Origin of the sequence: Haladaptatus sp. AB618 (assembly GCF_024136965.1) — an archaeon.
Taxonomy (GTDB): Archaea; Halobacteriota; Halobacteria; order Halobacteriales; family Haladaptataceae; genus Haladaptatus.
Map to the genome: position 1 here is coordinate 112,630 of NZ_JAMYJX010000006.1, position 17,298 is coordinate 129,927.

Sequence of the window (17,298 nt, forward strand, 5' to 3'; positions counted from 1 at the left end):
TCACTACCGCAGAATACTACGGTAATTCATACGATACTCGGCACAAACCTTATATTTCGACCAATGTTATCGTATGACAAGCTTGTGATGAACAATGACTAATGTGAGTGCAGACGTCGCAGAATCGATCCTCGGGGCTGCTGAAGAGAAAGCGTCGGAGATCGAGGTACCGATGTGTATCGCCGTCTTCGATGAAGGCGCTAATTTGGTCGCATTTCGCAGAATGGATGATGCTCTCTTAGCGAGCATCGATATTGCCCAGAATAAGGCCTATTCAGCGGTGAGCCTGAAAATGCCGACCCACGAACTAGCAAATGCCAGTCAGCCGAACGAGTCCTTATTCGGGATTCATTCGACGAATGATGACCGTATCGTAATCTTTGGAGGTGGGTATCCCCTTCGTGTTGATGGCGATGTCGTTGGCGCTGTCGGAGTCAGTGGCGGTGCGGTTGAAGAAGACCGAACCGTCGCTGAAGCGGGTGTCGAAGCCTTTGAATCGTAGGACTGCGATCACGAATCCGCTTCAACGGAGTTCGTTTTGCTGATCGGGCACTGTTCGCCCCAAGATGCCTCGCTTGTGCAGTTGTTGGTGACGCCAAATCGAACAATGGTTGTTCTGCTGGCAACCGTTCATGCTGAAGAATAATTCGACGTGGATTACCGTCTCAAAACGCAACCCCGACACCTAGTCGTGAATCATCGGCACCGCGTTTGCAATCACGAGAAGTTCGTCCCGCAGGACGCTTTCGACTTGCCAGGGAACTCCCTTTTCCTCGATACCATATTCAACGAAATCGAGTATCTCGGATCGATCACCCGATGGAATACCCGGATCTGTGCCCGCGTCGATGGTGCGATGTTACGGAAAATTCGAGGCGAAAGCCTCGCTCTTCAGGGCGGGGATGAAGCCGACAAACAGTATCCAACCGCCGACGATGGCACTGACTCATCGATGGTGCCCGAAAACTCCTCGATTGGTGGGTGTTCGTGCCGTCGGTGCATGGCAATATGTTTCCACCCTTTCAGTATACAGATTTGGTCAGACTATCGACCGGTGGTCTTTCGTAGGCGTTTGGGCTACGGCGACCGTATGATTCGCGCATTAATCCGTGGAATAGTGGAGAATATCACGGTTGCGGAAAGGCTGCTACGTAGCAGGCTAGCGGATGCTTATTAGAATTGGATAGCTATCCATCAAACTACTCGTTCCAGGATTTGAGCGCGAAGAAATTCGAATATTCGAGATACTGATACCGAAGCGTCGATCCGGCTGGATAGGTGGCAGTGTAGAGGTTTCCATCCGATACGACCGGCGTCCCCGCGGCTGACGGGTTTTCTGACGTTGTTTTGAGATTACTACTGTCTAATCGGTAAACCCATCGTATGTTACCAGATCTCAGAGCAACAGCGTAAACGACTGCAAACCCCTTCCTAGGGTCGTCTTCCGGAAGGTATCTCCCACCGAGATAGACCGTCTCATCAGCAACAGTTGGGTTACTAAAGAAATCTCCATACAAGTCTGTCGACCACTTCACTGCTCCCGACCGTACGTCGAGAGCAGCAATGCCCGCTTCCGTCGCGTTCGAATGAGGAATGAGAACGTAGTTCTTTGCGACTGCGAGTCGCCCATCCCATCGATTGTGACCTGATGAAGAATACGTCCAATCGATATCACCTGTCGCCGCTGAGCGTGCTTCAACGACAACCCGACTATCATCCCCCTGAATGTAGTCCGACCGAATATAGAATATCCTACCGTTGCTAACCGTGTGATTTCCGAACGTGCGTTTCTCCTCCGGCGCTTGCCAACTGACGGACCCATCAGTCGCATCTAACGCGGTACCGTCGCTACCAAACACAGTACCGTCCGCGTAACTCAACGAACCACCGAGCCCATCGGAGAGTCCACCGACGTTAGCTCTCTTCCAAATCGTTTCCCCACTTTCTGTGTCGAGTGCGTAAGCGCCATCAGCAGTTGCAGTGTACAGTCGATCGTCTTCGACGACCGGCATGAGCCACTTCAGCCGATTCGTCCGTTTCCACTCGATCTCACCGGTTTTTGCGTCGATCGCGTACAATCCGCCCTCGTTGGATCCTGGGTATTCCGGGACCCGCGTCGCGACATACAGAGTACCATCATAAACCGTCGGTGTTTTCGGTCGTGGAAACCGGTTCGTTTCCCAAAGTTGGTCACCTGTCGCACGATCGTATGCCCCAATATATCCGTCTCCCTCTGTGGGACTGTTCGACGTCGTGACCGCGAGATACACCGTTTCATTTGTAACGATCGGCTCGATCGCATCCATGCTCCCCGAGAGATCCATTTTCCAGTCGGTCGTCGGATACAATCGCGGGCCAGAATCTCTAACCGTCCCTGTTCGTCCTGAATCTGACCGATGAGTTGTCCAGCATGAAGATCGTTGGCGGCCTGATTTAGACTCGTTTGCGGTTATTGTTCGACTCTCGAGGGAAGTAGCAGCGATAACGCTCCCCATTGTCTTCAAGATGGTTCTTCGGTTAGCACGGGTGTTTTCTAACATATTCCAAATGAATCCAATAATCGAGAGAATTATTGTTATGTGTTCCCTGAAAATTAGAAGATGATACAATATCTACACTAAATATAATCAAGAGACTCATAACAATATTCTAAACGGGAAATGAGAGAATATGGCGTATGACGCCCCGAAAGAAGGTCGGAAAGGTGGCACAGGATCGATAACTCGAAACGGCGACAGCAACGGAATCCGAACCGATCGTCGATCGACTCATCAAACTTATACGGACGATATCGAATGGGTGGTGTCCTGAATGCCGACGTATAACATCGTGGAACAAGGTGCAGATAGTACTGGGGAAACAGCCATCGACAGCGTCCTGAGTGATTTAGTTGGGAGCGACACGACGATCCTCTTTCCTCAGGGGATCTACAAACTCGACGAGTTCGTCGTCCCTGCTGGGACCGACAATCTGGAATTGATTGCCCCGAACGGCGCTCGTCTCATTCCAGGACAATCGGGAGATAACAGACGGTGGATAGATGTCTATTCTAACGGATTCGTCCTGGACGGGTTCGAATTGGACATGCGGAACGTTCTCGTTCCACCATTCGTACGGATGAATTACAAAGCAGGGGACTGGGAACTTCGTCGCATCATCACCCGTGGAGCGGTGCGCGCCAGCACCGATACCAATGTGGGATCGAACGATTCGAGCGACGCGCGAACGTACTTTCGTCTCTCATCGGCCGAGAACACCCGCGGTCTCTTACAGGATTGTTACTTCCACGACGGAGCGTGTTCCTCTACCGAATCCGGAAATCGACGGGCGATCCTCGTCGAATCGGGCAAAGGTGAGCTCGTTTTCAACCGGTGTTGGTTCGAAAGTTGGGCTGAGAACACGATTTATGCGAAGAAACCGGAAGGTCCGCTAAAGATCTACAACAGTTTCTTCCGTAATTCGCAGAACGGCTTGCGACTCGGGGGAGATTCGGAAGTACGTAACTGCGTCTCGATCAAGGACGACCAGCATCCGATTCAAGCGTGGTCGGGGGGGGTCGCTGCAACGGGGTGTGAATGCGGAGGCAGTCGCACCGACGGATGTCGAAAACGGAATCAACAGTTACGACGGCACACTCACGATCGCGGATAGCGACTTCTATCATCGTGATCTGTCTTCCAGTTGCGGCGGGGCGATCATGGCTCCAGCACCATGTGAGCGCATCGACGTTCGAGACGTCCGTGTGAGCTATGCGTCCCACAAGAGCCACGATGCGATCTTCACACGGGAAAAAACGCTGTCGAACGGTACGGAGCTCAATCTCGCTTATCTCCGACTTCAGAACGTCCACGTCACCAACGACCATCCCCGGAGATATGCGATTTCGATCGGTCAGGTTCCGGACGAGTGGGGAACCGTATCGGGCGTTATCGGTGGCAGCGGTGCTCCGACCGATTCGGAATACGTTCGGACCCACATGACTGTCGATGGTGATCCGACGCCGCCGGATACGACACCGCCACTTCCGTCTCCGCCAGCAATCGGCGACGTTCCGTTCCAATCAGCCACCCTCGTCCGTATCGATAACAGCGGTAGCGAATCGCCGTCGACGTACGAAATCACCGCCGGAACGGACGTTCTTCCGGCAGGGAATGACGGAGCAACCGTGACCATGACGTGGGGGGAAGACGAATCGCCGGAACGGCCGGGGGAGTCACGACAGGCGACAGGGGAGATACCGGCAGGAGAAACCTACGCATTCTACGTGACGGGCGGTATCGAATCGACGGCATCGAGTGGCCCGGCGACATGGACCGTCGATGGTCTCCCTTACAATCCGGGTGCACCATTCGTAACGAACACGTTCACCGACGATCAGTCATCCGCTGAAGAGTGGCATCCCGCCCAAACCGGTGTCGAACAAACTCGTCCCATGGTTGCGAAACCGCTCTCTTATAACGGTGGACAACCCGTTCACACCCGCCTTCAAACCGGTACCGATGGCGAGTTCGAGTACAAGCTTGAGGAGTGGGAGTATCTCGATGGTGCCCATATCAGTGAGACATTCCACGCGCTCGCAGTGGAATCGGGTGAACAAGAGTTACAGTTGGCCGATGAAACTCCGTATCGGTTGGAAGCGGGGACTGCGGTTGGTACCTCTGATTTCACCACTGTCTTTCTTGGCGACTTCCCCGACAGTGAGATACCCGTCGTCCTCGCGCAATCACAGACGTACAATAGTAATGACCCCATCGTCACACGTGTGACTGGTGTATCCAGCGATTCGTTTTCGATGGTCGTTCAGGAGGAAGATGCCAATGAAGACCACATCGACGAAGCAGTCGGTTACATTGCACTCCAACAAATGGTCGGACAGATGAATGATCTCAATTTCGAGGTACAGCGAACGGAAGAGGCCGTTACTGACGAATGGTATCAGATCGAGTTCCAACAGCAGTATGATACACCTCGGTTCCTCGCGGGGATGCAAACATTCAACGGACGCGATGCGGCAGGGCTACGGTATCGAAACCTCTCCGAAACTGGTGTCCAAGTGAAAGTTGAAGAGGAGCAAAGTGCAGATACTGAGACAGCACACGCGCCGGAGACGATCGGATATGCCGTATTTGAGGGGTCCGTTTAAGTCGTCTGTTCCCTGGGTTATTCAGTCTCCCCGACGTTCCCGCAGTTCCGACATTCCGTATCGTTCCATAGTGTGCTGACGGTGGTTGAGTGACCAAACCAATGGATGTCTTACGCGCCACATCTATTCCGTTCTCTCTAGCGAACATAGTTCTGTTTTGTATTCCAAAAAAGGAATCGACATCACGAATCCCTCAGGAGCCATCTCTCCCGATCTAACAAATCGGAACTACGAGTACCAACCCTATAATGACCATACGAACATCGCTCCTGAGTCAATAGTTACTGCTTTTTGTGGAACTACTGTCAGCGCCTACAACGATATCGGATAGGAGTTGATCGAATTCAAACCGCTTTAGTCTACAGAAACGGATACATCCGATCGGCAGTCCCATCAATCACGAGATATCGAGGAAGGGGATACTCACGACTGCCCCTAACAAGAGGCTCAACAGCGCGGACAGTGAGAAACCACGAACGGATCAGAATTGCCATGGATGAAATGAAGAATAACCCGCAATGCATGGATAATTCCTCTCAAGGATGAGACGGACGTAAAACGTCTAACCGTCCGAGTCACCATTTTGCCGCTCAGATTCTTCGGATGACGTAGAGGTGCTGTCTTCTCCAGCGGACTTCGTATCGGCTGTTTCGGATGACGCCGACTCGTCGGCGACATTCTCATCCGGGTCAGGAATCGGATCTGCTGCGGATGCGAACGGCGTTAACTCTTGACCGTGCAGGAGCTCCGGCAAAATGATACGTGTACTGTGAACGAACAGCACTAACAGAAGCGGTCCGAAAAATAACCCATACCAGCCGAATAGCAGCGGGCCAAGAATATAGGCAAACAAAACCAGACCAACGTGGAGATTCCGCCCCGAAATATACGGTCGTAACAATATCTCGGTCAACCCGTCTACGATCACAGCTGAAATCAACAGGAAGACGAAGGGGAACCAGATAAATTGCGGATTGGACATCAATGCACGGGCGGCGAGGTAGAGCCCAACTGGGACATAGACGAGTTTCATGCCGACGATCGGAATCAGACTGGCAAGTCCCGTTAGTAGCCCGAACAAAACTGCCGCAGGAATCGCGACTCCAGTCGGTGCAATGGTATTCAGTATCGTGTAGGTGATCGCAGCGACGATTGCAACGACAAAGGCATTCAGAATGTTGCCAAAATAAATCGTCTCCAGATCGGTATCGACCTCTTCCAAGAAAGCATGGGTTGCACTGTCCGTGCCGCTGATCTGTGACGTAAACCAGTGCGCGAGCTTTTGATCATCACGGAGCAGATAGAACGCGATTATGAGTGCAATGAAGACATGCAATAAGCCGGTCGCAACAGCACCGACGTACCCCCCAGCCGAAGTAAACAGTTCACTCGCGGTTTGTGGGTCGAGAAACTGCGTGAGGCGTTGGGGATCGGAAAGGATGCGGTGAATAGCAACCTGTGTGTTCTGTGTCCCCGCGATCTGTTTCAGATATGGACCGAGGACAGATTCATACTGGTCGAAACTCCCCCCAATGAGCCCTCTAAGCTGTTGAATACTCACGAATACAGTGTACACGAGGAGGAGAATCCCAGGAAATGCAAGCGTGCCCAGAGAGAGTCCCGCAGCCAAACTGCGTGGTTGGACGCGATGTCTTAATCGCCGGTATATCGGCCGTGTTGCGTAGTAGACAAACAACCCAAGAACGATCGTTCCGACGTATGAGTACAGAATAAATGCAAACAGTATTCCTAGTGCGCTGAAGATTAACCACCAGGCAACTCGCTCACGGTTCCGTTCGGGAGTGAAATTCATGTCTCATAGCACGGCAGGACTCAGTCTAAAGCTCTTTGCCCGATATCTAAACACTTTGAACTATTTGAAAACGTATTAGCATCCGTGGGTATTTAAAAATTTTATTAGTGATTGCTAAAAACGAACCGTTCCGCTTCTTATTCCGGATTGACGAGTAGCTTTTTGGATGGCACGGATACTTGCGTTAGATAATAGATTCCGATAGCGAAGAGACCCTGCCCCAGGAAGCAGAAAAATAACAACTCAATCGGAACGTGATATTTGCTGAGTAATTGAATGGCAGCCAAGCTTTCGAACACGCCTCCGATCAAAAACCACGAGCACATTTTCAACACTTGCTCAGAAAAAAGCACATCTGCGAGACGAGACTCTATTGTTCGACCGTCTGAATCCTCCCATACTGTTTGATCAGTACCTTGAACGGGCATCGTCATCTTGCCATATGTTATCATACGATATCAAGACAGGTGATTGTAGAGTTGACAATAGCATATCAGAGGGAGACAAACGAAAGTAAGGGCAACCAGAAGCTGACTACTCGGGGGTCAACTGATACCCAACCAACTACCCCATCCATGGAACCATCCGTACTGCTTAGCATGCTCTCCGAGCAAGCGACCGAATCCCAGTGTCAATCGGCACCGAGCACGCGTTCGACACCCGCTGTGATCTCCTCTTTTACCGCTGCATCCAACTCGACGAGCGGCGGTCGAACCTCGGCGGTTTCGAGCCACCCTCGCGATTCGAGTGCCGCCTTCGTCGCCGGTGCGAACCCGTGGTTCACACACTGTTGGAAGAGGGGAGAAATTAGCTCCGCTCCGATTCTCCGCGCCCGCTCGACCTCCCCCGCGGCGACCGCATCGCGTGCCGCGACGAACGTTTCGGGGATTGCGTTCGATAGTGCGTTGATTCCCCCCGAAGCGCCCATGAGCATTCCCGGAACGACGTAGCTGTCGAAGCCCTGAAAGAGGCGGAAGTCTTCGGGCGTACGATCGGCCACCTCGAGGAAATAGTTGAAATCGCCGCTCGAATCCTTCAGCCCGTGGACGTTCGAGTGACGGGCAACGGTTTCGACGGTGGCGGGTGTAATCTCCTGCCCGGTACAGGACGGGATGTTGTAGAGGAATAGCGGAAGCGACGCGTCGTCGGCGACTGCCGAGAGAAATCGTTCGTTGCCAACCGGGTCGTTCGCACCATGGAAGTACGGGAGGACGATAAGGGCGGCATCAGCACCCGCGTCCGCCGCCATTTCGATGCGCTCCAGCGTGTTGGGAACGGTCGTATCGGCGGTCCCGGCGAGCACCGGTACGTCGTCGGCAGCATCGACCGTCGTCTGCAGGACGGTTTCGTACTCTTCATCGGATAAACTCGCGAATTCGCCGGTCGTTCCGGCCGGGACGAGGCCGTCCATACCTGCTTTACCGAGCCGTTCGACCAATCCCGAAAGCACGGTTTCGTCCACATTTCCGTCAGTGTAAGGCGTGACGAGGGGGCACAACACGCCCTCGAAGGCTTCCGGACTGGATGATGATGACATATGTAACCGATACGAATACGAGGAGTTAATTCTTCTCCAGGGAACCCGTCGGATGTCGGCAATTCGCTCTCTCATTTCATCGCATGTTCCGACGCAAACGCTGATCGACGTCCTGTTGAGGTTATAATCACGTATCCCAAATCTCTCAAATATCCTTTCAATATCTCAAATTTCAATATGCAGACCGAAATGTTGTTTATCGCTCCGTGAGAATGTCCGGTAATGAGTCGAACTCATCGTCAGTCGAAGTCCGGTTCGATTTTTTCGATTTTCCTCGTCGCTGGTTGTGTCTTCACGGTACTTCTATTCTACGCGATTATTTGGATACTGGCTTCGTCCGTGGTAAATCAGACCGGGGTGATCACACGGACGAGAATGGCCTTTGCGTTATCTATCATGCTGATTGGAATGATTGGTATTACGATTGGCGGATCGCTCTTTCTCTCGGATCTGTAATTATCGGCTCTGAAACGCCGAGTTTGTTCGGGGCAATCGGAGTTGTAATCGACTGTTGTTGGCAAATCCGTCAACAGTTCTCGAAATTCGCAGACGAAGTATTCAGATGCGTTTTCGACTCGTACCGCAATGGTTTCTATCGCGAACGCTCAGTTCGAAGGAACAGGAGCGGGATACGGTCGAGGAGTGTGACCCTTCTTGACTCATGGATAGTGGTGCAGACACGAGAACATCCGTCCCGGAAACTAATTCACAATTGTGTCTGTTATCTAATTATGTATGATATTCTACCTACTGATGGCCGAAAGTGATGACAGATATCAATTATAGTGCCAAATAAGAGACGAGGTGCATCCCACAAATAGGGAAATTCCAGTACAATTTCCGGGAGATCGTGTGCGATCTTGCGGTTCCCAAAATAATAAGGACGGAGTTTTCGGGGCGATAGTAGAACGATATTTGTGGAGATTACTACTTCCACCGTAGGATCGGAATGAAGTTCATTTTTCAAAAATGCGTTAGCATTTTCTCAAACGACTTCTCAAGTAAAACGTTCATAATACTGCACTCCCCTCGTACAATCCCATTTGGATGATACTTTCCTTCCACCACGAACCAAATTTATTCTACATATTCATCAATATGACATATATTCCATATTTTTTCGAAGAGGTGGCAATCCACATGGATTTGGAGCAACTGATGCGGTGGTCCAAAATCACCTTCCAATGACGGAACTTCCCGTCCACATCTCTCCCTGGCTTCAGGACATCTCGTATGGAAATCACAGACGTTCGTTGGACTACCGTTCGTCAATCGCACCAAATCGTCTGAAAACCGTTGGGACCCAAGGGTTCCGGTCGAGAGCGGCGATACCATCCATGACCGTATTCGTCTCGAAGGAACGCTGGTTGCGAAAGCGGTTATACCACCGACAAGTCGAAGATCACCGGGTTCCCACGGTGGAAACCGTTTCGAGGAGGACATCGACGGCGATTCGGATCGACGTTTCATCGATATCGAAATGCGGTGTGTGATGTCCGTCCGGATGGTTGCTCCCGATTCCGATGTAGGTGGCCTTTCCACCTTGTCGTTGCACCCGTCGAATGAGATATGACGCATCCTCGCTCGCACCAAACTGTTCACGTTTCGAGACGTCGGTCACAGTATCGACCTTCGTCGCGGAGTCGGCAACGGCGGTCATCATCTCCTCGTCCGATTCGAACGTCGTCGTCTTTCCGTACGTCTCTATATCGTAACCCACATCGTGCATCTCGGCGGAATGGGTCACGATCCGTTCCGATTTCCCCATCATGTAGTCGTTGATTGCCGTCGTCTCACCGCGAACCTCGATCATCATTTCGGCGCGGTCCGAAATGACGTTCTGCCCGTTGGGGGACGATACCCTTCCGACGTTCACTCGTGACACCCCATCGCTGTGACGGGGGATGGCGTAGAGGTTTTGTATTGCGGTCGTTGCCGCTTGCAGCGCGTTCGCACCTGCTTGCGGTGCATTGCCAGCGTGTGCGGACTGACCGGCAAACCGAACGCGGAACTTGCAGTTACACAGGGGGCGGTCGTATCCCGCGATGACCGTTCCAGTGGGGATACCAAGGCCGAGATGTAACGCGGCGAAATAGTCGATGTCGTCCGCGTGACCGCTTCTCGCCATTGGAATCGCTCCCCGACCACCTTCCTCTGCTGGCTGGAAGAACAACTTTATCGTCCCGTCGAAAGCGGAGTCGTTCAGCGCGCGTGCGAGGCCGATTCCGATGGACGTGTGTCCGTCGTGCCCGCATGCGTGCATCTCATCGGGATGCTTGCTGACGAACCCCTCACGTACCGGCGCGTGTGATTCATCACGCGCTTCCACCAGTTCGAGCGCGTCCATGTCGACGCGAACGCCGACCACCGGTCCGGTTCCGTCGCCGTAGGTACGTTCCGCGACGAGTCCGGTGACGTCCCCCATCCGTTCCAGCAGTTCCTCGGGAACACCCTCGTCAAGAGCACGGGTACGTGCCGAGATGAGCGCATCCTCGTCCGGAACACCGAGCCGATCATCCACGGACATCGCTTCGTCTCCGAGATGAAGGTCGAAACCCAACCGCCGGAGTTCCGTCGCGACGAGTGCAGTGGTTCGGAACTCCTTCCATCCCGCTTCGGGATGTGCGTGCAAGTCCCGCCGAATCTCCACGAGCGAAGCCGTTCCGTTCCACACTGAATCGTCGTAGTCCATCATTGGTGAGTCTGTGAGTGTGTTTCCTTATTATCGAACATCAGTCAGAATCCGCGATGACGCCGTCACTCGACGGTTGTTCGTTCATCGCCTGCTGGGTCTTCTGCTTGAGACTATCGAGGTTGTGTTTTTCCGCTGCCGCCAACACTTTGTCGTACTCGGGTTCCTGAACGAGCGAAATCCCGAAGAACAGGAGGATCGATATCGGAAGTCCGACGAAAATAGGGTGGAGTCCCATGAACTCGGCGGTGTCGGAGAAATATCCAGCCCACCACCATGCGACCGTGAGACCAGCGCCGATAGCGATACTCCAGAATGCGGCGTCGGACGTTCCACGCGGCCAGTAAAATGCGGCGAGCCACGGAACGAGAACGCCACCGGTCAGCGCGACTGCACCGAAGACGATGAGGTCGATGATTCCGGGGACGACGAGCGCGAGTGCGAGCGAGAGCACCATCAGCCCGAGTACGGCGACCCGCGATGCTTGCTGTTGCTTTTCGTTATCCGCGTCCGGGTTCATGTACCGAATGTAGATGTCCTCGACGAAGTTCGATGCACCCGAGAGCAAGAAACTGTCACCGCTGCTCATGACTGCGGCCGCGAGTGCTGCGAGGAGGATTCCGGCGAGCCACGTCGGCAGGATATCGACTGCCATCGTGGGCATCAAGAGCTGCGAGTCCGCAATCGAGGGGTACATGATGATACCCATCGCACCGACGAGCAGTGGAACCGGAATGTAGACGAACCCGATGATGCCGTTCAGCGTCGTCCCGACGAAACCATCACGAGGACTCCGCGCCGACATCACCCGCTGGAGGTAACCTTGCCGAACGAGCATGCTCGGAACGAGCGTCACGATGTATCCCGCAATGAGCGTCCATTTCATCGCGAAGAGGTCGAACGCCTGTGGAGCGCGCTGGGTGACTTGGGACGTCATCGCCGAGACGCCACCGAGTTCGGAGATGCCGAAAATCGCCAGGATCCATAGCCCGACGAAGAGGATTATCCCTTGGACGAAGTCGGTCCACATGACGGCAGCCATTCCGCCCAGTATCGTGTAAGCGGTGATGACGAGCGCACCGAGGATTGCCGCCTGCTCGATGGTGATGATATCTCCGAGGAGGAAGCTGATGATGGTTCCTGCCGCCAACCATTGTGCACCGAGCGTACTCACAAACCTGAGGATGTAGAACGGAAGCGCGATGAACCGCGTTTTACCGTCGTACCGGTCCTCCAGCATCGCTGGAATCGTGATGTTCGACGTCTTCGGAAGCTTGTGCCCGAGGAGTACCGCGACGACGAAGAAACTCGCAAGCGAGATACCGAAGCTCCAGAACGCCGTGATACTTTGCCCATCGTACGTCGATGCCGACAGTCCGATGGTGCCTCCTGCACCGATAGCTGTCGCGAAGAACGACAACGCGACGAGGTACCAAGGTGCGCCTTTACCGGCGAGGAAGAAGTCCTCGAGGTCTTTCATCCCCTTCTTGTGGAAGTACACGCCGATGCCAAGCATCACGAGGATGTATGCAACTACAATTCCTGCTATGTATGACCGTAGCATTGCTATGGCTATAGGCTTCACCAGCAGTATTTATAACTTTCCATGTATTCGGAAAATTTATCGATTTTTTGAGAAAGGTGAAATTGTGGCCGAGAAACACAATCAATCTAAATTTACTGTCCCGGCTACAGACCACTCCGGATGATATGGGAAAGACACAAATACACTCCCTCTGTCGCTCGGACCATGCAGATTGATGCGGAGCGCCTCCAGCGCGACTTGATGAAAAACGGACGGTTCGGTTCGGTCGATGTCGACGACGGACACGCTCGAACCGTGCTGACGGGAACCGAAGCGGATAGACGTGCCCGCGAGTACTTCGTGAGCCGTCTCCGTGACGCCGGGATGGACGTTCGAATCGATGCCGTCGGAAACATCGTCGGACGTTGGGTACCGGAGACCGCCGACCCGGATTCGGAACCCGTTGCGACGGGCAGCCACCTCGACTCCGTTCCCGAGGGAGGCATCTTCGACGGACCACTCGGTGTCTACGCCGGTCTCGAAGCGGTTCGCGCGATACAGGAGGCAGACCTGCCCGTTCGTCGACCGCTCGAAGTCGTCTGTTTCACCGAAGAGGAGGGCCAACGGTTCGGCGTCGGTGCGCTGGGATCAGCCGTCGCGTCGGAATCGCTCTCCATCGAGGAGGCACACGCGCTTACCGACGAAGAGGGAACGACCCTCAAGGACGCACTCGATTCGATCGGATTTCTCGGAGAAGGTCGAATACGCCCGGAAGGATGGGACTCGTGGCTCGAACTGCACATCGAGCAGGATTCACGGCTCGAATCCAGGGACGTTCCGGTCGGTGTGGTAACGACGATTACGGGAATCGCTCGATGTGCCGTCAGCATCGTCGGCGAGGCGAACCACGCGGGCACGACGCTGATGTCCCAACGAACTGACGCCCTGACCGCGGCGAGTACCGTCGTCACCGACATCGAGACGGCGGCATTCGAACGCACCGAAAGTGACGCTCCGACGGCCGTCGCGACGGTCGGGTCGCTCGACGTCTCACCGAACGCACCGAACGTCGTCCCCGGACGAGTCGATTTTACCGTCGACATTCGGGATATCTCGCACGAGTCGATGATGGAACTGGTAGAGTTCGTTCGCGAACGCCTCCAACAATTGGAACGTGAGCGCGACGTCGAAACGTCGTTTTCCCTCCCTCGGCACCGGAAACCGAGACGAATGAGCGACCGATGTCGTCAGGCAGTCCATGAATCCGCGACGGAAGTGGAAACTTCGACTGTCGACCTTCACTCCGGGGCCGCACACGATACGATGCGATTGGAGCCGTTCACCGACGTCGGATTGCTCTTTGCCCCCTCGAAGGGCGGAATTTCCCACAATCCGCTCGAATGGACGGATTGGGAGGACTGTGCGGAATGTACCCAGGTGCTCGCCGGTTCGCTGTTCGCACTTTCGAACGAATAGTTCCAGTACTTCCCTTTTCTCAGTTGTTCGACAGTGACTGGCCCTCGCTTGTTGTTGCGAATTATCCGTCTCGGAAACGCTCGAAGGGTAGGTTTCGTCGATTGTAGCCTCCGTGTGGCTCGCTTCGTCCGTTTCGTCCCGTGTTGGGAATTCCACATATGGAAAACGATCCTTCAAATGGAGAGAAACACCACTACAAGCCATCTCCAACCGAGAGGAGACTATCGATACGATCGAATCGAGGACAGTTCATACGATAGGGGATGTGAAACGACGTAATCCCGGATTTCACAAATTCCACGATACAGAAACGGTTTTGGGTCCAGGGTGTATTGCATGTGAGTATGCCACATTCGCCCAACGATGAAGGGTCGACCCAAAGCCTCCAAACCGTAACGACAGCTCTCGACGTGATCGACGCGCTCGAGGAACTTGGCGGGACAGGTGTGACGGAACTGGCGGAGCATCTCGACCTGTCGAAGAGTGCCGTGTACAAGCACCTCTACACGTTGAAGGAACGCCAGTACGTCGTCAAGGACGACAACGACTATCGGCTCAGCCTTCAGTTCCTGACCCTAGGTGAGCGAGTTCGGAATCAGAACCCGCTCTTTCGGATCGGAAAGCCGGAGATAAAGAAGTTGGCGGACGAAACGGGGGAGTACGCACACCTGACGACGGAACAATACGGCCTCGGAATCAACCTCTGTAAGATTCGCGGTGAACAAGCGGTCGGAAACGATTACCAGATCACGAAAAAGCAACGTGCAAACTACCTCCATCCGATGGCGACCGGGAAGGCTATCCTCGCATTCCTCCCGGAAGAGCGAGTCGAATGGATAGTCGACAGGTATGGGTTATCGAAAATGACCGACTCGACGATTACCGACCGTGAAACGCTGTACGAAACGCTCGACGAGATTCGGGAACAGGGCTACGCGGTCAACGACGGTGAGGAAGTGGAGGGACTTCGCGCCGTCGGAGCGCCGATTCACGACCGGAACGGATCGGTCCTCGGTGCGCTGAGCGTTTCGGCCCCGAAAACGCGGCTCAGTGGCGACCAGTACCACGAACACGTTCCGGAATTGGTGATGCGCACGGCAAACGTAATCGAAGTGAACCTGAACATGGTCGAACGGTCCCAGAACACCGGGCCACTGTAAACCATGACAATACTATTACTGTAATGCCACAAGCCGAACACGAGTAGACCGAATTTGCGATTCGATTCCGCCATACGCGAAGCAACGGGTTGGAGAACCAAACTCAGTCGTTATCAACTGATGCAGCACGTTCCGTCGACGTACTTGTTGGTGACTCCTGTTTCTGCCAGATGAGTGTGCCAAAAACGACGAACAGCGTTTCGAGTACTACCGCACCGAGGGTCGCCCACACCCAAATAGGGAGACCGAACGCGGTCTGGGCGTTCCAACTCTCGGGTGCATACCACGGCACGAGCAGTGCGAGTACGACCGCAAGCCCAACCCAAAACACCTTCCGCTGTGCCGGGAGGACATACTCCGCTTCCCGGGGCTCACTGGGGAACTCGATCGAGTTATACTCGAGAATTGCGCTCGCGCGTTCCGTTTCTTCGTCGCGCCCGCTTGCGTAGCTCCCCCCGACGAGAACGACGGAGTTGACGGCAAGCCCAACGAGACCGGCATTCAAGCCGAACGGGATGGAGATACTAGCCACGTAGATGCTGACTGCGGTTGCACAGCCGACGAACATCCCGACGAGGGCGGGCGTACTCTTCATCCGCGCGGAGTACAACCCGAACACGAACACGGGGGTCGCCTGCAGGAGGAATTCGAACTTCAGTTGCGTCCAGCTCCAGATCGTGTTATCCGGCGTGAACGAAATCGCGAGCGCAAGCGCGAGGAACACCGCAAGGAATACACGACTCACCCAGATAACGCGCTCGTCGGAGGCGTTAGGGTTCACGTAGCGTTTGTACGTGTCTTTCGCGACGGCCATCGAGAGCACCATCACCGCCGCTCCCGCGGTCGACAGCGTTGCCATGATTACGCCGAGCGAGATGAGCGACGGGAGGAGTTTCCCACCACCCGTACTCACGTACCCGCCGAGAAGATAGGGAACGAGCTTGTCCGCCTGTACATCACCCAAGCCGGGGAAAATACCAGCGCCGTAAAGGCCGAGTCCCCAGAGCGTAAGCGCTGCGAAGAAAAAGATCGGTGCCTGCAGTCGGAACGTCGTCTTCAGGTCCTTCGCGTTGTCGATGCCGAGGTAGAACTGCTGGATGTGGAGGTACGTCGGGAGGCCGAGCAGGACGAGGATGACGATGCTGTACCAGCTACCCATCGTCGATGTCGACGGTAGCGTGAGTTTCGAAGGTGCGGTCCGCCAAATCGTATCGATCTGCGCCGAGAACCCACCGAGCGTGCCGACGAGTACGAGCATCAGGAACAGAGAGAATAACATGAGCGCACCTTGGACGGCCGCAGAGAGCGCGGTCCCACGGAATCCACCGAGTCCGACGTACCCGAGGATAACCAAGCCGAAAATGACGATGACGGCCTGATACGGGAGAATGCCACCGGACGCGACCTTCCCGAGATACCCCATTGCGAAAAACTGCTCGGTGAATTGGATAAACGTCCCCCAGATCATGAATAGGAGCGCGACGAGCGCGACACGCTTGTCGAAGCGATGTTCGAGGTAGTCGATGGGTGAGGTGTAGTTCCACTTCTGACCGAGATTCACGAGCGGGGGCGCGATGATGAGCGCACCGATGATGCCCGCAATCATGAACTGTGGATACGCGAGAAACCACGCCCCGGAACGGTAGGTCGCGGCGGAGTATCCGAGGAAGGAGTTCCCGCTGTACGAGTCCGCGAAGATGGAGAGGGAAATGACGATGAACCCGAGCGACTTGCTAGCGGAGAAAAAATCGTCGAGATCTGCGCCGACGCTCTTCCGGTAGGAGTACCACCCGATGCCGAGCATCGCTAGTAACGCTATGGTGGTGAGTACGACGATGTATCCGCCGAGGGAGACTGTCCGGGGTTCCATCAGTTATTCGCCTCCGACGTGTTTGGTAACGGGTTCGATTCTTGGCGAACGGAGTAACTGTATCATTTCGAATCCTACATTA

11 protein-coding genes are annotated in these 17,298 nt (G+C 54.3%); 4 read left to right on the plus strand and 7 right to left on the minus strand.

From position 1 onward, the window contains the following. Positions 1-94 precede the first annotated feature (94 nt). Positions 95-502, plus strand: coding sequence for a heme-binding protein (locus NKF26_RS17590; RefSeq protein ID WP_253226985.1), 408 nt, complete (start codon positions 95-97; stop codon positions 500-502). Here NKF26_RS17590 and NKF26_RS24450 read toward each other — a convergent pair. After that, positions 435-647 (minus strand): glycerol dehydratase reactivase beta/small subunit family protein, encoded by a 213-nt coding sequence (locus NKF26_RS24450; protein WP_369682169.1) that lies wholly within the window; start codon positions 645-647, stop codon positions 435-437. The two genes, NKF26_RS17590 and NKF26_RS24450, sit on opposite strands and share 68 nt — an antisense overlap. A gap of 552 nt (positions 648-1,199) precedes the next feature. After that, a complete protein-coding gene (locus tag NKF26_RS17595; RefSeq protein ID WP_253226984.1) occupies positions 1,200-2,324 on the minus strand; it encodes a PQQ-binding-like beta-propeller repeat protein in 1,125 nt (374 codons plus the stop codon). A gap of 1,373 nt (positions 2,325-3,697) precedes the next feature. Between NKF26_RS17595 and NKF26_RS17600 the strand changes: the two genes are divergently transcribed. Further along, complete coding sequence (locus tag NKF26_RS17600; protein ID WP_253234674.1) at positions 3,698-5,143, plus strand: hypothetical protein; 1,446 nt, start codon at positions 3,698-3,700, stop codon at positions 5,141-5,143. A gap of 562 nt (positions 5,144-5,705) precedes the next feature. Here NKF26_RS17600 and NKF26_RS17605 read toward each other — a convergent pair. From NKF26_RS17605 to NKF26_RS17620, 4 genes are all read right to left on the minus strand, one after another. After that, entirely contained in the window at positions 5,706-6,956 is a 1,251-nt protein-coding gene (locus NKF26_RS17605; RefSeq protein WP_253226981.1) for an AI-2E family transporter, read from the minus strand. 631 nt (positions 6,957-7,587) lie between these two features. Further along, entirely contained in the window at positions 7,588-8,493 is a 906-nt protein-coding gene (locus NKF26_RS17610) for a dihydrodipicolinate synthase family protein (protein WP_253226980.1), read from the minus strand. A 1,402-nt stretch (positions 8,494-9,895) separates the two neighbouring features. Beyond that, entirely contained in the window at positions 9,896-11,188 is a 1,293-nt protein-coding gene (locus NKF26_RS17615) for an amidohydrolase (protein WP_253226979.1), read from the minus strand. 37 nt (positions 11,189-11,225) lie between these two features. Continuing rightward, a complete protein-coding gene (locus NKF26_RS17620) occupies positions 11,226-12,749 on the minus strand; it encodes a sodium:solute symporter (protein ID WP_253226978.1) in 1,524 nt (507 codons plus the stop codon). A gap of 186 nt (positions 12,750-12,935) precedes the next feature. On the opposite strand from NKF26_RS17620, the gene NKF26_RS17625 reads away from it, so the two are divergent. Both NKF26_RS17625 and NKF26_RS17630 read left to right on the plus strand, forming a co-directional pair. Continuing rightward, positions 12,936-14,186, plus strand: coding sequence for a Zn-dependent hydrolase (locus NKF26_RS17625; protein ID WP_253234675.1), 1,251 nt, complete (start codon positions 12,936-12,938; stop codon positions 14,184-14,186). 344 nt (positions 14,187-14,530) lie between these two features. After that, on the plus strand, positions 14,531-15,346 hold the full coding sequence (locus NKF26_RS17630; protein ID WP_253226976.1) for an IclR family transcriptional regulator: 816 nt from the start codon (positions 14,531-14,533) through the stop codon (positions 15,344-15,346). A gap of 103 nt (positions 15,347-15,449) precedes the next feature. Here the strand turns inward: NKF26_RS17630 and NKF26_RS17635 are convergent, their stop codons facing one another. After that, on the minus strand, positions 15,450-17,216 hold the full coding sequence (locus NKF26_RS17635; RefSeq protein ID WP_253234676.1) for a sodium:solute symporter: 1,767 nt from the start codon (positions 17,214-17,216) through the stop codon (positions 15,450-15,452). Positions 17,217-17,298 lie beyond the last annotated feature (82 nt).

Excerpts from the sequence above, each read along its gene's own strand:
- NKF26_RS17620 (WP_253226978.1), bottom strand. The coding sequence starts at position 12,749 with ATGCTACGGTCATACATAGCAGGAATTGTAGTTGCATACATCCTCGTG.
- NKF26_RS17600 (WP_253234674.1), top strand. The coding sequence starts at position 3,698 with ATGGCTCCAGCACCATGTGAGCGCATCGACGTTCGAGACGTCCGTGTG.
- NKF26_RS17635 (WP_253234676.1), bottom strand. The coding sequence starts at position 17,216 with ATGGAACCCCGGACAGTCTCCCTCGGCGGATACATCGTCGTACTCACC.
- NKF26_RS17610 (WP_253226980.1), bottom strand. The coding sequence starts at position 8,493 with ATGTCATCATCATCCAGTCCGGAAGCCTTCGAGGGCGTGTTGTGCCCC.
- NKF26_RS17595 (WP_253226984.1), bottom strand. The coding sequence starts at position 2,324 with ATGGATCTCTCGGGGAGCATGGATGCGATCGAGCCGATCGTTACAAAT.
- NKF26_RS17630 (WP_253226976.1), top strand. The coding sequence starts at position 14,531 with ATGCCACATTCGCCCAACGATGAAGGGTCGACCCAAAGCCTCCAAACC.
- NKF26_RS17605 (WP_253226981.1), bottom strand. The coding sequence starts at position 6,956 with ATGAATTTCACTCCCGAACGGAACCGTGAGCGAGTTGCCTGGTGGTTA.
- NKF26_RS17590 (WP_253226985.1), top strand. The coding sequence starts at position 95 with ATGACTAATGTGAGTGCAGACGTCGCAGAATCGATCCTCGGGGCTGCT.
- NKF26_RS17615 (WP_253226979.1), bottom strand. The coding sequence starts at position 11,188 with ATGATGGACTACGACGATTCAGTGTGGAACGGAACGGCTTCGCTCGTG.
- NKF26_RS17625 (WP_253234675.1), top strand. The coding sequence starts at position 12,936 with ATGCAGATTGATGCGGAGCGCCTCCAGCGCGACTTGATGAAAAACGGA.